The 17,526-nt window shown below is 60.2% G+C and carries 14 protein-coding genes and 2 pseudogenes; 12 read left to right on the top strand and 4 right to left on the bottom strand.

Going from position 1 to position 17,526, the window contains the following annotated elements; translation table 11 throughout:
- Positions 1–176: 176 nt before the first annotated feature.
- A complete protein-coding gene (locus NKJ73_RS23245; RefSeq protein ID WP_352457199.1) occupies positions 177–1,211 on the bottom strand; it encodes a LacI family DNA-binding transcriptional regulator in 1,035 nt (344 codons plus the stop codon).
- A 195-nt stretch (positions 1,212–1,406) separates the two neighbouring features.
- Here NKJ73_RS23245 and NKJ73_RS23240 point away from each other — a divergent pair, with 195 nt between their 5' ends.
- The 10 genes and pseudogenes from NKJ73_RS23240 to NKJ73_RS23195 all read left to right on the top strand — a co-directional run bounded on the left by NKJ73_RS23240 (position 1,407) and on the right by NKJ73_RS23195 (position 10,729).
- Entirely contained in the window at positions 1,407–2,450 is a 1,044-nt protein-coding gene (locus NKJ73_RS23240) for a sterol desaturase family protein (protein ID WP_352571233.1), read from the top strand.
- A gap of 102 nt (positions 2,451–2,552) precedes the next feature.
- Positions 2,553–3,518 (top strand): sugar ABC transporter substrate-binding protein, encoded by a 966-nt coding sequence (locus NKJ73_RS23235; RefSeq protein ID WP_502905397.1) that lies wholly within the window; start codon positions 2,553–2,555, stop codon positions 3,516–3,518.
- 207 nt (positions 3,519–3,725) lie between these two features.
- A complete protein-coding gene (locus NKJ73_RS23230) occupies positions 3,726–4,661 on the top strand; it encodes an ABC transporter permease (RefSeq protein ID WP_352571232.1) in 936 nt (311 codons plus the stop codon).
- Positions 4,662–4,670: 9 nt separating this feature from the next.
- Positions 4,671–5,693, top strand: coding sequence for an ABC transporter permease (locus NKJ73_RS23225; RefSeq protein WP_352571231.1), 1,023 nt, complete (start codon positions 4,671–4,673; stop codon positions 5,691–5,693).
- Positions 5,694–5,745: 52 nt separating this feature from the next.
- Positions 5,746–6,591: an ATP-binding cassette domain-containing protein gene (locus NKJ73_RS23220; protein WP_352457196.1), complete on the top strand. Its 846-nt coding sequence runs from the start codon at positions 5,746–5,748 to the stop codon at positions 6,589–6,591.
- A gap of 102 nt (positions 6,592–6,693) precedes the next feature.
- The gene (locus NKJ73_RS23215) at positions 6,694–7,698 is read left to right on the top strand and encodes a Gfo/Idh/MocA family oxidoreductase (RefSeq protein WP_352571230.1); all 1,005 of its coding nucleotides are present in this window, start codon (positions 6,694–6,696) and stop codon (positions 7,696–7,698) included.
- Entirely contained in the window at positions 7,695–8,654 is a 960-nt protein-coding gene (locus tag NKJ73_RS23210; RefSeq protein WP_352571229.1) for a sugar phosphate isomerase/epimerase family protein, read from the top strand. Before NKJ73_RS23215 ends, NKJ73_RS23210 begins: the two co-directional genes overlap by 4 nt.
- An 11-nt stretch (positions 8,655–8,665) precedes the next feature.
- Positions 8,666–8,974: a MocE family 2Fe-2S type ferredoxin gene (locus tag NKJ73_RS23205; protein WP_023674304.1), complete on the top strand. Its 309-nt coding sequence runs from the start codon at positions 8,666–8,668 to the stop codon at positions 8,972–8,974.
- Between the two features lie 6 nt (positions 8,975–8,980).
- Positions 8,981–9,759, top strand: a pseudogene (locus tag NKJ73_RS23200) (TIM barrel protein).
- A gap of 145 nt (positions 9,760–9,904) precedes the next feature.
- Positions 9,905–10,729: a 3-methyl-2-oxobutanoate hydroxymethyltransferase gene (locus NKJ73_RS23195; protein ID WP_352571228.1), complete on the top strand. Its 825-nt coding sequence runs from the start codon at positions 9,905–9,907 to the stop codon at positions 10,727–10,729.
- A gap of 744 nt (positions 10,730–11,473) precedes the next feature.
- Here the strand turns inward: NKJ73_RS23195 and NKJ73_RS23190 are convergent.
- The 3 genes and pseudogenes from NKJ73_RS23190 to NKJ73_RS23180 form a co-directional block, all read right to left on the bottom strand.
- Positions 11,474–11,667 (bottom strand): annotated as a pseudogene (locus tag NKJ73_RS23190) (transposase); the annotation flags it as partial.
- Between the two features lie 426 nt (positions 11,668–12,093).
- Positions 12,094–13,233, bottom strand: coding sequence for a tyrosine-type recombinase/integrase (locus NKJ73_RS23185; RefSeq protein WP_352571227.1), 1,140 nt, complete (start codon positions 13,231–13,233; stop codon positions 12,094–12,096).
- Positions 13,230–13,661: an excisionase gene (locus tag NKJ73_RS23180; protein WP_352571226.1), complete on the bottom strand. Its 432-nt coding sequence runs from the start codon at positions 13,659–13,661 to the stop codon at positions 13,230–13,232. The genes NKJ73_RS23185 and NKJ73_RS23180 overlap by 4 nt, the downstream gene beginning before the upstream one ends.
- Positions 13,662–14,168: 507 nt before the next feature.
- On the opposite strand from NKJ73_RS23180, the gene NKJ73_RS23175 reads away from it, so the two are divergent.
- Together NKJ73_RS23175 and NKJ73_RS23170 are read left to right on the top strand one after the other, a co-directional pair.
- Positions 14,169–15,110, top strand: coding sequence for an ArdC family protein (locus NKJ73_RS23175; RefSeq protein ID WP_023674298.1), 942 nt, complete (start codon positions 14,169–14,171; stop codon positions 15,108–15,110).
- Between the two features lie 237 nt (positions 15,111–15,347).
- A complete protein-coding gene (locus NKJ73_RS23170; RefSeq protein WP_352571225.1) occupies positions 15,348–17,468 on the top strand; it encodes a ParB/RepB/Spo0J family partition protein in 2,121 nt (706 codons plus the stop codon).
- Positions 17,469–17,526 lie beyond the last annotated feature (58 nt).

Here is a 17,526-nt window from a genome sequence, read left to right as displayed (position 1 = left end):
CTTTACCGCGACCTCGGCGGCGAAGCATTGCGGTCGACCGCTTGACGGATCGATACGGTCGGGGTCGGGATGCGCATTTGCGCGTTCACTGCTGGAAGCACGAATTGGCAGTCTGAAGCTTGCACCGGTTGAGCTATCCCGAGGGATCTCCTGATTCATCCGACGAGATATTTGTCTCAGATATTCTCCGGCGTGACTATTTCGAAAGGTATGGACCGCTGAAGCGTAGCGAACGGTGCTTGTGGTCCCATGACATCAATCATTGTCTGCACAAGAAGTGCAGAGGTCGCCTCCAGCGGATGACAAAGGGCTGCGGTGATCAACCCTTCAGACAATCCCTTTCGGGTCTCGGGGCCAATGTCACGGCAAACCAACTTGATCCCCGACCGCCTTTCGGAAGGAACCTCCCTCAGTGCGCGAAGTACACCGGTTATTCCGCCGCCGACGATCAGAATTCCCACAAGATCGTCAGTCGCCTTCAGCAACTCGGCCACCATTCGGTAAGCCTCGCTCGATTCCTCGTGGGTGGGGCGACTTTCCTCCACCGTGAGCCTTGGAGCGTGCTCGCGCAAGTAGGAGCGAAAGCTAGCGTCTGCGACGTCTTGGCATTGATACCGATGATTCCCTATGAAAACCGCAATGCGACCAGGACCATGGGTCGTTTGGGTAATCAGGAAGGCTGCAGTGCGCCCCAGTTTCCAGTTGTCGGTGCCCACATACGCGGCCCGTTCGGGCGCTGATTGGTCCGTAATGTAAGAGACGACTGGTTTGCCCATCTCCTTCAATGAACGGATGGCCTGACCAATGATCGGGTGATCTGCGGCGACCACCGCGACGGCATCGCATGCGTCGCCGAGCGCGATGAGGCGGCTCGAGATAGTCTCAGGCGTCAGCAGATCCACAAAGTCGACGACAGGTTCAATCACCTCGTCCCGACGATCGCGACAGGCGGCGACGATTTTCTTCCCGAACAGCTGGTAGAGGTCGCGGGTGGACTGCTGGAGCAGGAAACCTAATCGGTACTGGGGCGATAGCTGACGGGCCCGGTTATCAATCGCTCCGATAGCGTAAAACCCTATTTCTTCCGCCGCGCTTTGGACGCGTTGGACGGTTTTCGGCCGTACGGAAACGGTCCCACTCAGAATTCTGTTTACAGTCGCTGTAGACACGCCTGCCGCGGTAGCGAGATCGCGAATTGTCGGCCGTTTCATGAATGTTAACCCTCTTTTGTATCATCATGATTGAAGCTAAATGATACAAATGTCATTTTGATATTATTTTCGACTTCTACAAATATCAACCCTCCGATATGAAACGTGCCGAGCTAGGGCTCAATTTGATGATGAGCCCCGGGGCGACTGGACCAGCAAGCACACGACTGATCCGGGCGAGGAGGTGCTGTTACGATGGATGACCTTCAGTATGGAACACGCGACAAACGCGGCAATTGGGCACCGCACCGCCGTGCAGAGCCGGCGCCGTTGTGGCATCGTCCGTTCAATGCAAAAAAGGTGGTTGCCTGGATTCCCGATTTTTTTTGGCCGTGGAACGCTTTCCACATCGCCACAGCGATCCTTTGGGTCAACCTGCTCATCCCGAGCTGGCAGAGCCTCGCAAGCTTGTCGTTACTCAATTATTTCTGGCTATACGGTCTGAACGCCGCCGGCATTTTCCTGTTTTATGGCTTCTTCGAGCTGCGCTACTACGTCCATCGCCGGCAGGGGACGCGCTTCAAATACAATGCGAAATTTCCGTCTGATGTGCCGTCCGACGTTTTCTGGTTCCAGCGCCAGAACCTAGACAATTTCCTGCGGTCTTTCTTTGTCACCATCCCGCTGTGGACCGTGGTCGAGATCGTGATGCTGTGGGTCTATGCCAACAGCTGGGCGGCCTGGCTGCCCTGGACGACCAATTGGCTCTACTTGTCCTTCTTGGTGTTGATCGGACCGTTTGTGCACGAGGTTTATTTCTTTCTGCTGCATCGCGCGATCCATTGGCCACCCCTTTATAAGTGGGTGCATTCGGTCCACCACAACTCGATCAACCCGAGCCCGTGGTCGTCTCTGTCCATGCATCCGGTCGAGGGTTTCCTGTACCATGCCGAGGCTTGGCTGCACTTATTGATCCCATCCAACCCGGTCTGTGCCTATTTCACGCTGCACGGCGCCGGTTTCGGCGCAGTCAACGGCCATCTTGGCTTCGAGACGTTCGAACTCACCGACAAGATGAATCTCGATAGCCATTCCTACGTGCATTACCTGCACCATAAGTACTTCGAGGTGAACTACGGCGGTGATGGCCTCGTGCCCCTCGATAAGCTGTTAGGTACTTGGCACGACGGTAGCAAGGAAGCCGACGACGCGATGAAGACGCGCTTCCGCAAAAAGAAGGAAAAGCTGCGCGCCAAGCAGGAAGCCCGCGGCGCGGCCTCTGACATGCCGGCAGAGTGACGGAACGACACCGTCCCGCATGTGCCTGGGAGGAGCGGGCGGGCGGGACAGTAGAACTTAATTTCAACACCCGCGAGGCGGGTGAAACCTGGGAGGACGACTGTGACGTTATTCAAGACACTCGTGTCGGCAACGGTGCTGACAGCATTTAGCACTGGCGCGACGCTTGCCGCCAACATCTTCGTCATCGGCGGCAAGCCGGACGACCCGTTCTGGTCAATCGTCAAACGCGGCGCCGAAGACGCGGGCAAGGTGGTCGAAGCCCAGGGTGGCAAGGTCACCTGGCTCGGGCCCCAGAACTACGACAATCTGGGCGTGGACGCCGCCGAACTGATCCGCCAGGCAATCGACCAGAAGGCCGACGCCATTGTCGGTCCGGACTGGGTGCCGGAAGCGATGGACCCTGCGTTCAAGGCAGTCGTGGATGCTGGCATTCCCCTAGTGATTTACAATGCCGGCGGGTTGAAAGCGGCCGATCGCCTCGGCGCCATGAACTATGTTGGCTCTGACGACTACAAAGGCGGCGTCGCCGGCGGCGAGTATCTCGCCAAGGCCGGCAGCAAGAAAGGCGTCTGCATTAACACCCTCCCGGGTGCGGCCAATATCGAGGCTTACTGTGGTGGCTTCAAAGAAGGGATGAAGAATGGCGGCGGCGAAGCCGACGTCCTGCCCTTGCCCGCCACGTCCTTCGGCTCGGCTACAGCTGTGGCCCAGGCGGTAAAGGCCTATCTGCTGCAACATCAGAACGTGAGCGCCGTGTTCACCATCGGCAACGTTGACGCCAACTCCGCCATGAACGGCATCACGCAGTCCGGGAAAGACGGCAAGGTTCAGCTCTGCGGCATAAACTTCGACGAGACCATCCTGAATAACGTGAAGGACGGAAAACAGGCCTGCGCCATCGACCAGCAGGGATACCTGCAGGGCTACCTCGCCGTCGCGATTCTGAATGGCAAGGTGAACTACGGCCTGACCGTGCCGACCCGCGAAATCCTCACCGGCCCCGGCATAATCGACAAGAGCACTGTCGAGGCCACCATTGCGGGCGTGAAGGCTGGGACGCGCTAAGTCCTTAACCAAGGCCGCTCGCGAAGAAGCGAGCGGCCCTTCCATCCCTATAACGTGGCGACCGCGTTTGGCCGCCCGCTTGCTCGCGGATCCATCATGACGGCGCATCCAGTGATATCTCCCGCAGCCCCAACGTCAGAGCCCGCCCGTTATGGACTGGCGCTCGGCCGTCTGGCGCGCCGGCCCGAGGCGGGCTCGTTCCTCGGCATGGCCGCAGTCTTCCTCTTCTTCGGACTTTTCGGTGGCAGTGGCTTTCTGTCAGCAGCCGGTACGGCCAGCTGGCTCAACGTCGCGTCTGAGATCGGCATTATCGCCCTTCCGATAGGATTGCTGATGATCGCCGGCGAACTGGACATATCGGTCGGCGCCGTCATTCCCGCAGCCTCTTTGACCGCCGCCATCATCTCCGGCCACTATGGCCTACCAGATTGGCTCGGCATCCTGGCCGCGCTCGGGATGGGCCTCGCCGTCGGCTTCATCAATGGCCTGTTTGTGACGCGAACCATCATCCCGTCCCTCATCATTACCATAGGGACCATGTTTGGCACGATGGGCCTCACGCTTGGCCTCACCGTCATGATCGCCGGCAGCACCGGTGTCTCGTTGGTGCCGGACGCTCTCACCAAGGCGATTCTTGGCCAGTATCTCGGGGGCATGTTCCAAGTCACAATTCTCTGGTGGCTGGCCTTCATCGTCGGCCTATTCTGGCTGCTGCACGTCTCGCCAGTTGGCAACTGGATCTATGCACTCGGCGGTGACAAGGTAAGCGCGCGCAACGTCGGTATCCCTACCAACCGGCTTACCACCGGCCTGTTCATGTTCAGCGGCTTTAGCGCCGCTTTCGTCGGGGTCAGCCAAGTGATGGTCTACCAAAGCGCCCAGGTTCTGGCAGGCGAGTCCTTCATCTTCAATTCCATTATGTGCGTGGTCATAGGGGGCGTGCTGCTTACCGGCGGCTTCGGCTCAATCGTCGGCATCGTGTTCGGCACGATCACGTTCTCAGTCGTCAACCAGGGAATCTACTTCACCGGTATCGATCCTAACATGGGAAGCATCATCATCGGCGCACTTTTGCTGATCGCGGTGCTCACCAACGACACCTTCCGGCAGCTGGCTCTCAGCTATTCGGCGAAGAAGGCGTGAGGGACAGCCATGACTGATGCAATCAAATCTTTTCTGCGCCGCCCCGATGCGGGCTCGATCCTCAGCCTGGTCGGTGTCGTACTGTTCTTCGTCATTTTTGGCGGTGTCGACCTTCGGACCCTCGTCAGTGCGGCCAGCTGGGTCAACTTCGCCGCCAATCTCGGCATTGTCGCCATTCCTCTCGGCCTCCTGATGATCTCGGGTGAACTCGATATCTCCATCGGTGCGTTGATCCCAGCGGGCTCAATGACCACCGCCATCCTCACCGGCTATTACGGCATGCCCATGATGGTCGGCATCGTGGGCGCGCTCGCGGTTGGCGTGATGGTCGGCCTCGTCAACGGCCTGCTGACCGTCCGCACTTCCGTGCCCTCGCTTATCATTACGCTCGGCACGCTGGTCGCCATGCAGGGCGTGGTGCTCAGCGCCTCGGTGTTGTTGACCGGCAATGCCAGCGTGGCGGTCACCGCGCCAGGCTGGGCCAAATTTCTGTTCGGCCAACTGATCGGCGGCAGCCACCAGGTCATCATAGTCTGGTGGATAATTATCGCTGTGATCGTCGGCTTCGTCGTGCATCAGACTCGATACGGCAACTGGCTATTCGCCATGGGCGGCGACCGCATAAGCGCCCGCAATGCAGGCATTCCGACGGGCCGCATGACCATCGCGCTGTTCGTGCTGTCCGCCGTCAGCGCCACATTCGTCGGTATGTGCCAAGCCATCCAGTTCAATTCGGCCCAAGTCTCCGGCGGAATGAGCTTCATCTTCAATGCGATCGTGTCTGTGGTGGTGGGCGGCGTGCTTCTCACCGGCGGCTTCGGCTCGGTGATCGGCATCTTCGTCGGTACAGTCACGTTCGCCATTGTGAGTCAGGGAATCTATTTTACCCAGATTGACCGCAACTGGTCGAACTTGATCATCGGTGTGATGCTCCTGGTGGCTGTGCTGATGAACCAGTCCTTCCGCGAGTTAGCCCTGTCGTACAGACCCCGCAGGGGCGCGAAGCCCGCCGGAGGTGCCGCCAAGCACTGAGAGAAGTTTATGAAATTGAAGGCCAATCCCGCGAAAAAGGGCTGAACGCGTCATGAGCGACAAACCTGCCATTCTCGAACTGAAGAACATCAACAAGTCCTTCGGCGCGATCGACGTGCTGCACGACATTTCATTGGAAGTGCGCCAAGGTGAGGTGTTGTGCCTGTTGGGCGATAACGGTGCCGGCAAATCCACCCTGATCAAGACGCTAGCGGGCGTCTTCATGCCCACCAGCGGCCAAATCTTGATGGACGGCCAGCCGATTAGCTTCAACGGGCCAAGTGATGCGCAAGAGCGCGGCATTGCCACGGTGCACCAATTCGGGGGCACTTTCCCGCTAATGAGCATAGGCCGGTCTTTCTTCGTGGGATTGGAGCCAACGAAGGGCTGGGGCCCGTTCAAGTTCTACGACCGTAAGCGCGCCAACGAAATCGCGGTCAAAGCGGTGCAAGATTTCGGCATCACGCGCATCGACGATGGCGACCGGCTGGTCGGCGGCCTGTCGGGCGGCGAACGTCAGTCCCTGGCTATTGCACGCGCCGTTCATTTCGGGGCCCGCGTCCTCATCCTCGATGAGCCAACCGCGGCGCTCGGCGTCAAGCAGGCGGCACACGTGCTTCGCATCGTCAACGAAGCCAAGCGCCGCGGACTCGCGGTCATCTTCATTACCCACCAGGTGATGCACGCGATGGCTGTGGGCGACCATTTCGCCGTGCTCATCCGCGGTGCCATCGCCGCGGATTTCCGCAAGCACGAAAAGACACGAGAGGAGATCACCGACCTGATGGCCGGCGGCGAGACCATGGCCGACCTCGAAGCCGAGATCGAAAATTATATGGATGAGCACGAAGGCCATCCGCCGCCTCTGGAAGTAGTTGAGGAGCGAACGAGTCGATAGGCTTTCCTCAGCAAGCGCGGCATCCGCCGCCTCCACATCAACCGACGCCTTAGGATTGCCAGGGTCGGCGGCCGTTAACTCAGAAAAAAGGCAGAAGAATACATGACAACCCGCATTGCCGTGATTGGCGCCGGCCTAATGGGCGCAGACCATGCTAAAATAGTCGCCGAGGACCTCCCCGGCGCCACGCTCCAGCTGGTGTGCGACAGGGACGAGGCCCGTGCCCGTGCGGTCGCCAATGCCCTTGGCGCCTCCGACATCTCCACCAACCCCGAAGGCGTCATCGCACGGCACGACGTGGATGCGGTGATCATCGCGAGCCCCGATTTCACGCATGCGCCGTTGTCGCAGGCTTGTATCGCGGCCGGCAAACGCGTGCTGTGTGAAAAGCCTCTTTCTCCATCGTCCGCCCAATGTGTCGCAGTGATGGAGGCTGAACAGAAGGCGGGTGCGAAGTTCGTCCAGATCGGCTTCATGCGCCGCTACGACCGCTCCTACCAGGAAATGAAACGTGCTCTATCAGGTGGCGGGCTTGGACGGCCGCTGATGATGCACAATTTCCACCGCAACGTTGAAACGCCAGCGGCCGATTTCACTGGCGCCATGGCCATCACCAATTCCGCCCCGCACGAATTCGACGTGGTGCGCTACGTACTCGACACTGAATACGCTTCAATCTCGGCCTTCCAGCCGAAGCGCTCCGATGCACGTGTCGCGCCAGTCTTCATGGTGCTCCAGACAGTTGACGGCCAACTCGTCAACATCGAGATCAACAACAATGCCGCATATGGCTACGACGTGCGCGCCGAGCTTATTGGCGAGCAGGGTGCTGTGGCGATGAACAATGTCGCCTACACCCGCTTAGATTCGGCGCTCGCCCAGAGCACGGGCTACGATGCAGACTGGCGGACCCGCTACGCCGACGCCTACCGCAGGCAGAATCGCGACTTCCTCCGTTTCGTAACTACCGGCGAGTTCCCCGGCACCGCCGCCGATTGCTGGGACGGCTACTGCGCTGCCACCGTTGCCGACGCGGGCGTGAAGTCGCTGAACGAAGGGCGCAACGTGTCCGTGCAAATGATCGAAAAGCCGGAGTTTTATGCATGAAATTGGGTTTCGTTTCCGACAGTCTAGGCGGCCTTCCCTTCGAGACGATGCTGGACCATGCCAAGCGCATGGGCGTCGATGGCGTCGAGGTGAACACCTGCGGCTGGTCCACCGCACCGCATTTCCCGCTCTCGTCCCTACTGGGCGATAAGGAAGGCCAGAAGCGCTTCATCAATGCGTTTGAGGAGCGCGGGTTGGAAATCATCAGCCTCAATGCAAACGGCAATCCGCTGCATCCAACCGACCCAGCCCAGGGTCAGGGGTTGAAAGATACGATTCGCGTGGCCGGGGAAATGGGCATCCGGACCGTGTGCACCATGAGTGGCCTTCCTGCCGGCAAAGCTTCCGACGCCATGCCTAACTGGGTCGTCTCGTCGTGGCCCCCGGAAACGCAGACCATCCTGAAATATCAATGGGAAGAGAAGATAATCCCGTTCTGGACCGACATCGTGGCGCTGGCTCAGGAGAATGGCGTGGAGCGCATTGCGCTGGAACTCCACGGCAACCAGTGCGTCTACAACGTGCCCTCGCTCTTGAAATTGCGGCAGGCGGTCGGCCCGGTCGTAGGCGCCAACCTAGATCCCTCGCACCTCTTTTGGATGGGCGCTGATCCCCTGGCGGCGGCTCAGTCGTTGGGCGAGGCGGTCTACCACGTTCATGCCAAGGATACGATGCTGAACGGCCCGGTGCAGGCGACGACCTCTCTATTGGAAAACGGCAGCCTGATGGATATTCCGGCGCGATCCTGGAGCTACATCACGCTGGGCTTCGGCCACGGCGAGGAGTGGTGGCGGCAATTCTGCTATCGCCTGAAGATGGCTGGCTACGATGGTTGGCTCTCCATCGAGCATGAGGATGTCCTTTTGAACTCGCTCGACGGGCTCGAAAAGTCCGTTGCGCTACTCCAAGGCGTCATGCCGTCCGCCCCTGCCGACTTCAAACCGCAAGCCATCTGAAGGAAGACACAATGCCCTGGATCAACGCCTGTGCCGCCAACGAAATAGAAGCCGAAGAAGCCAAACGCTTCGATCATGGCGGCCGCACCTTCGCGATTTTCCGCAACGACGCGAATGAATACTACTGCACAGACGGGCTTTGCACCCACGAGAAGATTCACCTCGCTGACGGCCTCGTCATGGCCAATACGGTGGAATGCCCCAAGCACGCTTCCGTTTTCGACTTCACGACCGGCGAAGTAGAGACGCCACCGGCCTGCGAGAACCTCAAGACTTACAAGACGAAGGTCGAGAATGGCCGCGTCATGATCGAGGCTTGAGCCATCATGGGCCAACCCTTCCAGCTGTCCGCCTGCGCCGAGATGCTTTGGCTTGATCGCCCAATTGCTTGGCGCGTCGCGCGCTTGCATGAGATGGGTTTCGGCATCGGATTGTGGAATTGGCCGGACCAGACCTCGAGGAGCTCGAGAAGACGGGCGCGACTTTCACAATCATGAACGGCTATCTCGACGGAAGGCTCGCCGATGACGAGGGGGCCGACATTCTCTTAAAATCGGCGCTCGAGACCGCGAAGGTCGGAAAGCGCCTCGGAGTTGCTCGGTTGAACCTGCATGGCACCGGTCTTGGCGAGGGCGGCATTCCTATTGTAAAAACTGACATCGAGACTGGCCCGATGTGGCTCAAGGCGCGGGACACGTTAAACCGCATCTGTGACATGGCCGAGGCCGAAGATGTAACCTTCACGCTCGAGAATCTGAACCGGCTTGATCACCCCGGCTGCCCATTCGGCTCGACGGCAGCAGTGCTGGCATTGGTGTCATCGATCAACAGACCGCAATTGCGTATCAATCTCGACCTCTATCACACTCAAATCGGCGAGGGCGATATTGTGCGCTGGTGCGAGAAGTGCCTGCCGTTCATCGGCGAGGTGCAGGTGGCTGACAACCCGGGTCGTTGCGAGCCGGGAACGGGCGAGATGAACTGGCGGTACATCGCGAGAGCTCTATTCGACATGGGATACCGCGGGCCGGTGGGTTTGGAGGCGTTTGCCCAAAACGATCCGGAAGCGGCGTTGGAGGCTTTTCGGCGGGCTTTTACGGTGTGAGCTATGCCGGGAATGGTCATCATAGGTGCGATGCGGGTTTGGGCGTTATGATCAAGTGCGGCAAGCTATCCGACTATGCTTTCCGATCCGAACACCGCTCGCAGACTCATTTTCAAGGCCGCCTGAACTGCAGCGGAGGCTGATTATGGGCATGTATCACAACCGTCCTCATGTCGAGGACATCCGAAAGATGAAGAAGAATGGACAGAAAATCTCCATGCTCTTCGTCAGCACGCGAGACGAGGCAGCTGCCGCTGCCGCAGCAGGCATTCATATGCTTTCCATCGAGGGTCGATTTTTCGATTCGGAAATGCGGCAGGCAGCGGGCGACTGTTTCGTACAGGTCGGCCTGCCATATGGCAGCTGGGGCAGCTTTGCTGGCCGCCCGCTGGCGACAGCAGAGGATTATCTGCGTGCAGCCTTCCACTTCGCTGGCATTGGTGGTGACGCCTTTTATTGTGCGGCGTCTTACGACATCCAGAAGGCACTTTGCGACAACTACATCCCTGTCGTTGGCCATATCGGCTTAATCCCGTCATACATCACCTGGACGGGCTGGCGCGCAGTCGGCAAGACCGCGGACGAAGCGATGCGCCTCTGGCGACACACCCAGAAACTTGCGGAGATCGGCGTCTTCGGAGCGGAACTGGAAGTCGTGCCCGATCGGGTCGCGAAATTCTTGGCTGAAAACTCATCGCTTGTCATGCTTGGCATGGGCGCTGGCAAGTATGCGGATGCGCAGTACCTCTTCACGGAAGATGTGTGTGGTTACGGCAAGAACCACACGCCGCGACACGGAAAGGTTTACCGACACCTTGGCCCTGAACTGCAGAAGATCCAGGACGAGCGCCTTGTCGCCTTCAGGGAATACAAGGCAGACATCGATTCCGGTAGGTATCCCGGTGACGAGCATACTGTTCCGATTGGGGATGCCGAGTTCGACATGTTCATGCAAGCAGCCAAACAGTGAGAACCAGTGGGGCTCTCTGATTCCTCACGAGCGGGCGGTAGACAAGTCGTATCTCGCGACAGTCCGGTGCCAACGCTCGCCGAACTCAAAATGCTGATTGCGAAAAAGGAGCTCGTACTTCCCACGAAGTTGGAAACTGTCGCCCGGGTGATTTGCGCAGCCGGACTACGTGGCTTTCGAGAATGCCGCCGCGATCGTGCGCCGATGCGGAGTGTCCCCGACAACCTTATCCCGCCTCGCACCGCGCCTCGGCTTTAGGTCCTTCAAGGAAATGCAGAATTGCTTCCGAAATTGTATCCTAAATCGAAAGAACCAAGCAAAACAAGCTGACACGCTTTCCAGCCCGTCATTGAGAGACGGCCAGACCGCGTCCGGTTAGCTTAGATCATCGAGAGCTGTGAATAGCAGGAGATGGAGCAACCTCGACCTGCAGCGTAGTCCTCGGCAATGTCCGCTTTTCGGCGATGGCGAAGTCCGCAGCAATGACTGACTTGGTGAAGCGTTTCTGGTGGCGTCAGGCGTACGAAAGTCTCTCATGCAGGAACCCGCGGGCCGCGGACGATTGCCTATGGAGATTTGTGCCTCGGGGATGCCAGCGCTTGTCGCGAACCCCGCATTGGGCATGTCGTGGAAGCGGCTTCCGGGCCAGGTCGCAGAGCCTGTAGCGTTGCTTCCGACGGGATTGGTGTGCGTGACGACCGGCGCCACGGCAACGTGCACATAGCATCCTGTTGACCGGCGCTTCAGATGACGCAGGAAGGCCTGATGGTCGGCCAGGTGCGCCGCCGATCCGAAGAAGGCGAGCCGACCGGCGTCGTGCAGCGCGACCAGCCGGGTCAGGAACAGACGGCGGAACAGGTTGGCCAGTACTCTGACTGGAAGAACGAAGGCGACGATATCCAGCGTGATCCGTCCGGCGCGATGCCGCCGCCCGGCATCCTGCTGCCTATGGGGTCCCAAGCCCGCATCAGCATGTCTTGCTGCATGCGCTGCGAAGCGGCGTGATCGGAGCATCGGTCGACAAGGTAGCCGTGGCAAGTTCCTCTCGTTGAAGGGAACTCCATGGTCAAATCGCAGGCTTTACCTGCTCAAGGCGTATGAATACGCGTCACCTCAGAACCAGGCGACCCTCCCGCGAAGCAGGTTCGTGCATACGGCGCAAAGCGGTCATTTTAGGGTATGTTCCGAAGTGATATCACACCATCGATCGCCACCAAGGTAACGTTCAGGTCGATAGCCAGCGTTCGTTACAGAAAAGCCTTGGGTCTAAAGCTCGATCTGACACGGCGCGTTCAACAAGCGGTTCTGTTGTTCGCTCAACCGCTCGCCCCGTGGTCGCTCAGACAGGAGGGACCTGAGCGCGCTCAGGATTTGAACCTGCGACCCCATCGTCCCGAACGATGTGCGCTACCGGCAAAGCCGCAGGTTCCCGGGTTCCTTCGGCACGCTCGCTCCGCAATGATTGCATTTCCTTTCGGGCTTTGTGTGGGGAACCTGTGGTGCGATCGGGCCAAGTTCACGTTTTCATCGCCACCTATCCTGAGCGAGGTTTTCGTCGCCTTGGCGGCGACGTGCTTCTTGGCGATCTTCTCGGCGGCGTCTGCCTGGAAGTCGGGATGATGGTGACCATAAGTATCGATCAGAACATCCACGGTGATGCCGAGAAAGCCCGCGGCCTGCCACATGTCGGCGCCGGCCCGCATCAGCCAGGTCGCAGCGGTGTGGCGAAGCGTGTGCGAAGTGACGTCGGGACCGAGGCCGGCAGCGTCGCGAGCTCTCCTAAAGCTCTTCTTGACCGACCCCACCGGCTTTCCATTCCACTCCACCACAAAGTCTTGCGATATCTTGCGACCAATATTTGCGCTCTTGCCGCGCGCCTTGGTCCTGATATCGAGATCTGTGCACGCCCAGCGGCGGAGATGCGCCAACAGCCTGTCCGGCAAGCGCACAGGCGGCTGGCGTTTTTTGGTCTTCTTTGCGCTATCGGCGCGGCGGTAAAAGATGCCGCGGTCGAGGTCCACATAACCACGCCCTTTGGTGGGACGGATGGCGGCACCGCAAACTGCGGCAGAGCGCGTTCCTGTATAAAGCGCGACAAGCATGAAGCGGGCGAGGTGTCGCCCGGTACGCCGGTCGCTCTCCTGGCCCTTCCATTTCTGCTTCATACGCCACGCGGCCCAGATAAGGGCGGCCGCCTCACTGCGCGTCAACCAGCGCTCGCGCGCACCGGCCTTGTCAGGCAGGACAATCGTCGGTGCGGCAGTCGTGTGGCCTTCCCTGCGGTAGTAGTTGATGGCTGCACGAAAATCCTCGAGTTGGCGGCGCGCAACGGCTTCGGTGGGACAGAACGCGACGTAGTCGCGGCAAAGCTTGCCGTTGATAGCGGCGAGCGTCTTTTCACCGAAGAAATCGAGGATGTTGTCCAGCCGAGCCGCCGTCTCTTCCGGCGCGGCATGCTTCGGTGCAACCTCTCTCAGGTAGACGCTGACGACATCGGCTATCAAGACATCTTCGGCACCGCGCGCTCGGTGGTACTTGCCGGCGATGTAGGCCGCGAGCGCCTTTTCAGCTTCAGGTCCTGGATGGCCTTTTTCGCCGCTGCCAGCGCTGATGAACGTTGTTCGATCGCGGATAAACCATCCAGCTTTGTTTCGGAGCGTTCCGTCTTTTTTCCAGCTTTCGCCGCGCCAGACGAGGCGTGGCCCTTTCGACGCCCGCGGCATAGTTCCCTCATTCTGGTGATCGCCAGCAAGGTGACGTACTCCTTTCCTGCGATTAGCTCGGTTTCAAGTCGGCCGGCGTCACGTTCCTTGCGTAGGCCGGCTGCGCACATCGAGCCATCGGGAAAGGCAATTCGTGCTGCAATCGCGACGCGCAGGGGCGTGGTCTCGTCGAATTGGTCGGGGATTTTCAAAACGGAGCCCTCAGCCAATCTCTATGGTCCGATAGTTTCGCTCGGAAACAGACGGATCGCGGGTCGCATTGAGCACACTTTCTGTCTCGCCATTCCGGATGCCCTGCCGCACGATCTTTTCTCTGAATATACGGCTGCGAAAAGCGCCGACTGGAGCGCCTGCGGCAAAGATGCTCCTTTGACCTGCTAATCGGAACGGTTGCGCTGACGCGCACTCCACGAGCCTTTCGGCTGGCTCCCCACTTCCGTGGCCGGTGAAACCGCTCCTGACTGGCTTCGGCTATCTGTGCGGCTTCCGTTTCCATGGACTCATTGCCGGGTCTCTTGGGCCTACTCCCGCGCGCCCGGCTTTAGTGGGTTCTGCTGATCGCCTCACGCTGCGGTTTCGAACGGTGTCTTTCACCTCGGAGTTGGTCAGCAACCGCAATCTTCGTTCGAGTCCATAGAGTTAGAGGGCCGCGCTTGGCGCATTGATGGGTTGAAAGCTGGGAGAGAGGCTCCCGGCGCCCGGCGCGGAGACTCGCAATGACCAAGCATCAGCACCAGGCTGCCCCGACCCGGGCCAGCGTATATGACGATATCACCAACAAGATCATCGGCGAGCTGGAGGCCGGTCGGCTGCCCTGGGTTCAGCCATGGGGAATGGCGGCTGCGAAGGCGCCGCTCGCCATGCCGAAGAACGCCGCCACCGACCGGCGATACTCTGGAATCAATATCCTGATCCTCTGGGGTTCGGTGATCGAGCAGGGTTTTTCAGGACAGAGCTGGCTGACCTTCCGCCAGGCGCTCGCGCTTGGCGGCAGCGTCCGCAAGGGTGAGCATGGAACGACGGTCGTCTACGCCGATCGGTTCGTGCCCGACGACGAGAAAAAACGCGCCCGCGAAACCGGCGAGCAAGCCCGTTCGATCCCATTCCTCAAACGCTTCACGGTGTTCAACGCCGCGCAGTGCGACGGGCTGCCCGACGGTGTTGCAATGGCCACGCCCCCGCCCCTACTCGGCCTGATCGAGCCCAAGGTCGAGAGGCTGATCAAGCAGACGGGGATCGATTTCCGGGTTGGTGGCAGCCGCGCCTTCTACGCTCCGGCCCACGATTATGTGCGGGTCCCGCCACCCCAAGCCTACTTCGAGCCGATCAATTGGCACCGGACCGCCCTGCATGAACTCGGGCACGCCACCGGTCATGCCTCACGCCTCAACCGGGATTTGTCTGGTTCCTTCGGCACCAAGAAGTATGCCTTCGAAGAGCTGGTTGCCGAGATAAGTGCGGCTTTCTGCGGCGCCTCGCTGGGCATCACGCCGACCGTGCGTCACGCCGACTATATCGGCTCGTGGCTGGAGGTGCTGCGCGAGGATAACCGTGCGATCGTTCGCGCCGCCTCTCTGGCAAGCAGGGCTGCGGATTATCTGTTGGGGTTCTTGCCCGACAAAGTCGCCGCTGACGACGATCGGCGGGAGGCAGCGTAATGGCCGCCCGCTTCCAGTTCGGCGTCTTCCTGCGGATGCGTTCATGACCGAAGTCTGCCTCGATGCCGGACCCCGCTGCGGCGAAGTCGTTGCAGAGCGCCAGGACCGCCCTGCTGCTCCGCGACACGTGTCGCGTGGCTGCCGAGCACATCAGAGGGCGAGGAGTGACGGAATTCTCATGACGGGTTTGGAGGTCGAGAGAGAGGCTCTCGGCCGCCCGTCGCGGAGTACATCCCGATGGCTACTGCCGTTCAGAAGATCACCCTATCGTCCTCGCGCGACATTCCCTTCAACAAGCTGGTGCTCTCCCAGTCCAATGTCCGGCGCGTCAAGGTCGGCGTCTCGATCGAGGATCTTGCGGCCTCGATCGCCCGCCGCGGCTTGATCCAGAGCCTCAGCGTCTTGCCCGTCGTCGACAGCGACGGTAACGAGACTGGCATGTTTGAGGTACCTGCCGGAGGCCGGCGCTTCCGCGCGCTTGAGCTGCTGGTGAAGCAAAAGCGCCTCGCCAAAACCGCCCTCGTGCCCTGTGTCGTGCGCGCCCGTCACAGCGCGATCGTTGCCGAGGAGGTGTCGCTCGCAGAGAACATTGAGCGAGCGCCGCTGCACCCGCTCGATCAGTTTCGCGCCTTCCAGGACATGCGCCAAAAAGGCATGAGCGAGGAGGAGATTGCCGCAGCCTTCTTCGTGCCGGTCAACGTCGTTAAACAACGGCTTAGGCTGGCTTCTGTCTCCCCAGTGCTGCTCGATGTGTATGCCGATGACGGGATGACGCTGGAGCAACTCATGGCTTTCACGGTCTCTGAAGACCGCGCTCGCCAGGAGCATATCTGGAAGGCAATCAGGGATGCCTGGTCGAAAGAGCCCTATCAAATCCGGCGCATGCTGACCGAAACGACGGTGCGCGCCTCCGACAAGCGCGCCGTCTTCGTGGGGACCGACGCCTATGAGGCCGCGGGTGGTATCGTCATGCACGACCTGTTCCAGTCGGATGACGGCGGCTGGCTGCAGGATGCAGCGCTGCTGGACCGCCTGGTCACCGAGAAGCTCAAGGCGGTTGCCCAGGAAGTTGCAGCCGAGGGTTGGAAGTGGGTCGAGGTCGCTGTCAGCTTCCCCTACGACGCAACGCGTGGGCTGTATCAGCTGCAGAGTGATCCGCTCGATCTCTCTGCCGAGGAGCAGGCTACCATCGATGCCCTCAACGCCGAGCATGCCAAGCTTGAAACCGAATATGAGGGTGCTGACGAGCTGCCCGAAGACGTCGATCAGCGACTCGGTGAAATCGAGACCGCGCTCGCCAATTTCGACAAGCGCCCAAAGCAGTTCGATCCGGCCGACATCGCCATCGCCGGCGCGTTCGTCAGCATCGACACTGACGGCTCACTCTCGGTCGACCGCGGCTTTCTCCGGCCTGAGGACGTGCCGCCGATGTCATTTGACGGCGCGAATGAATCGAAAAGGGACGGCGGGTACGGGGCTGCCGACAGCTCGTCGGTGCACCGTGCCGTTGTCACCATTGGCGGCCAGGCAGTCGAGTGCGAGGAAGACGAGGACGATGCGGTCAAGCCCCTGCCGGACCGACTGGTGACAGAGTTGACCGCACACCGGACACTGGCGTTGCGCGATGCGGTTGCCGGCAACCCTCACGTCGCCATGACAGCGCTCTTGCACAAGCTGGTCACTGACACGTTCCAGCACCGCACAACGAACGGGTGCCTGGAGGCCTCGATCCGTCACGTCTTCTTCCCTCTGCAGGCAGGTGACCTGAAGGACAGCCCCTCGGCGAAATCGGTGGCCGAACGCCATGAGGCCTGGAAATCGGACCTGCCGACCGAAGACGATGCACTTTGGGACTGGATCGCCTCACTTGATGAGACCAGCCGCGCGGCGTTGCTCGCCCATTGCGTCAGCTACGGCGTGAACGCGCTCCACGAGAAAGGCGACCGCTATGGCGGCGCTATCTCGGCACACGGGGTTCGGCAGCGGATCGCGCAAGCTGATCGACTGGCACGCGCGGTCGGTCTCGATATGGTCGACGCCGGCTGGACACCGACAGTCGAAAACTATCTCGGCCGCATCACCAAGTCTCGCATTCTCGAGGCAGTGCGAGAGGCGAAGGGGGAACAGGCCGCACAGCTTATCGACCATCTGAAGAAGGGTGATATGGCGAAGGAAGCCGAGCGCTTGCTGACCGATAGTGGCTGGCTGCCCGAGCCGCTGCGCCTGGTCGACCTCGACGGCAGTGCTGGCGCTGATAGCGGCGCCGGCGCCGACGGCTATGGGGAAGAGCTGCCCGAATTCCTCTCAGACGACGATGCGCAGATTGAAGACAGCGAACCGCACATGGCCGCTGAATAGATCGCCTCGCGCGGAGCGGCTTCGGCCGGACCGCGCCCTTTCCTACCCCTGCCGGACG

The sequence above is a fragment of the Mesorhizobium sp. M0074 genome (assembly GCF_040322975.1).
Taxonomy (GTDB): Bacteria; Pseudomonadota; Alphaproteobacteria; order Rhizobiales; family Rhizobiaceae; genus Mesorhizobium.
The sequence above is the reverse complement of the archived record's forward strand: the minus strand, read 5'-3'. Positions and strand labels throughout refer to the sequence as shown.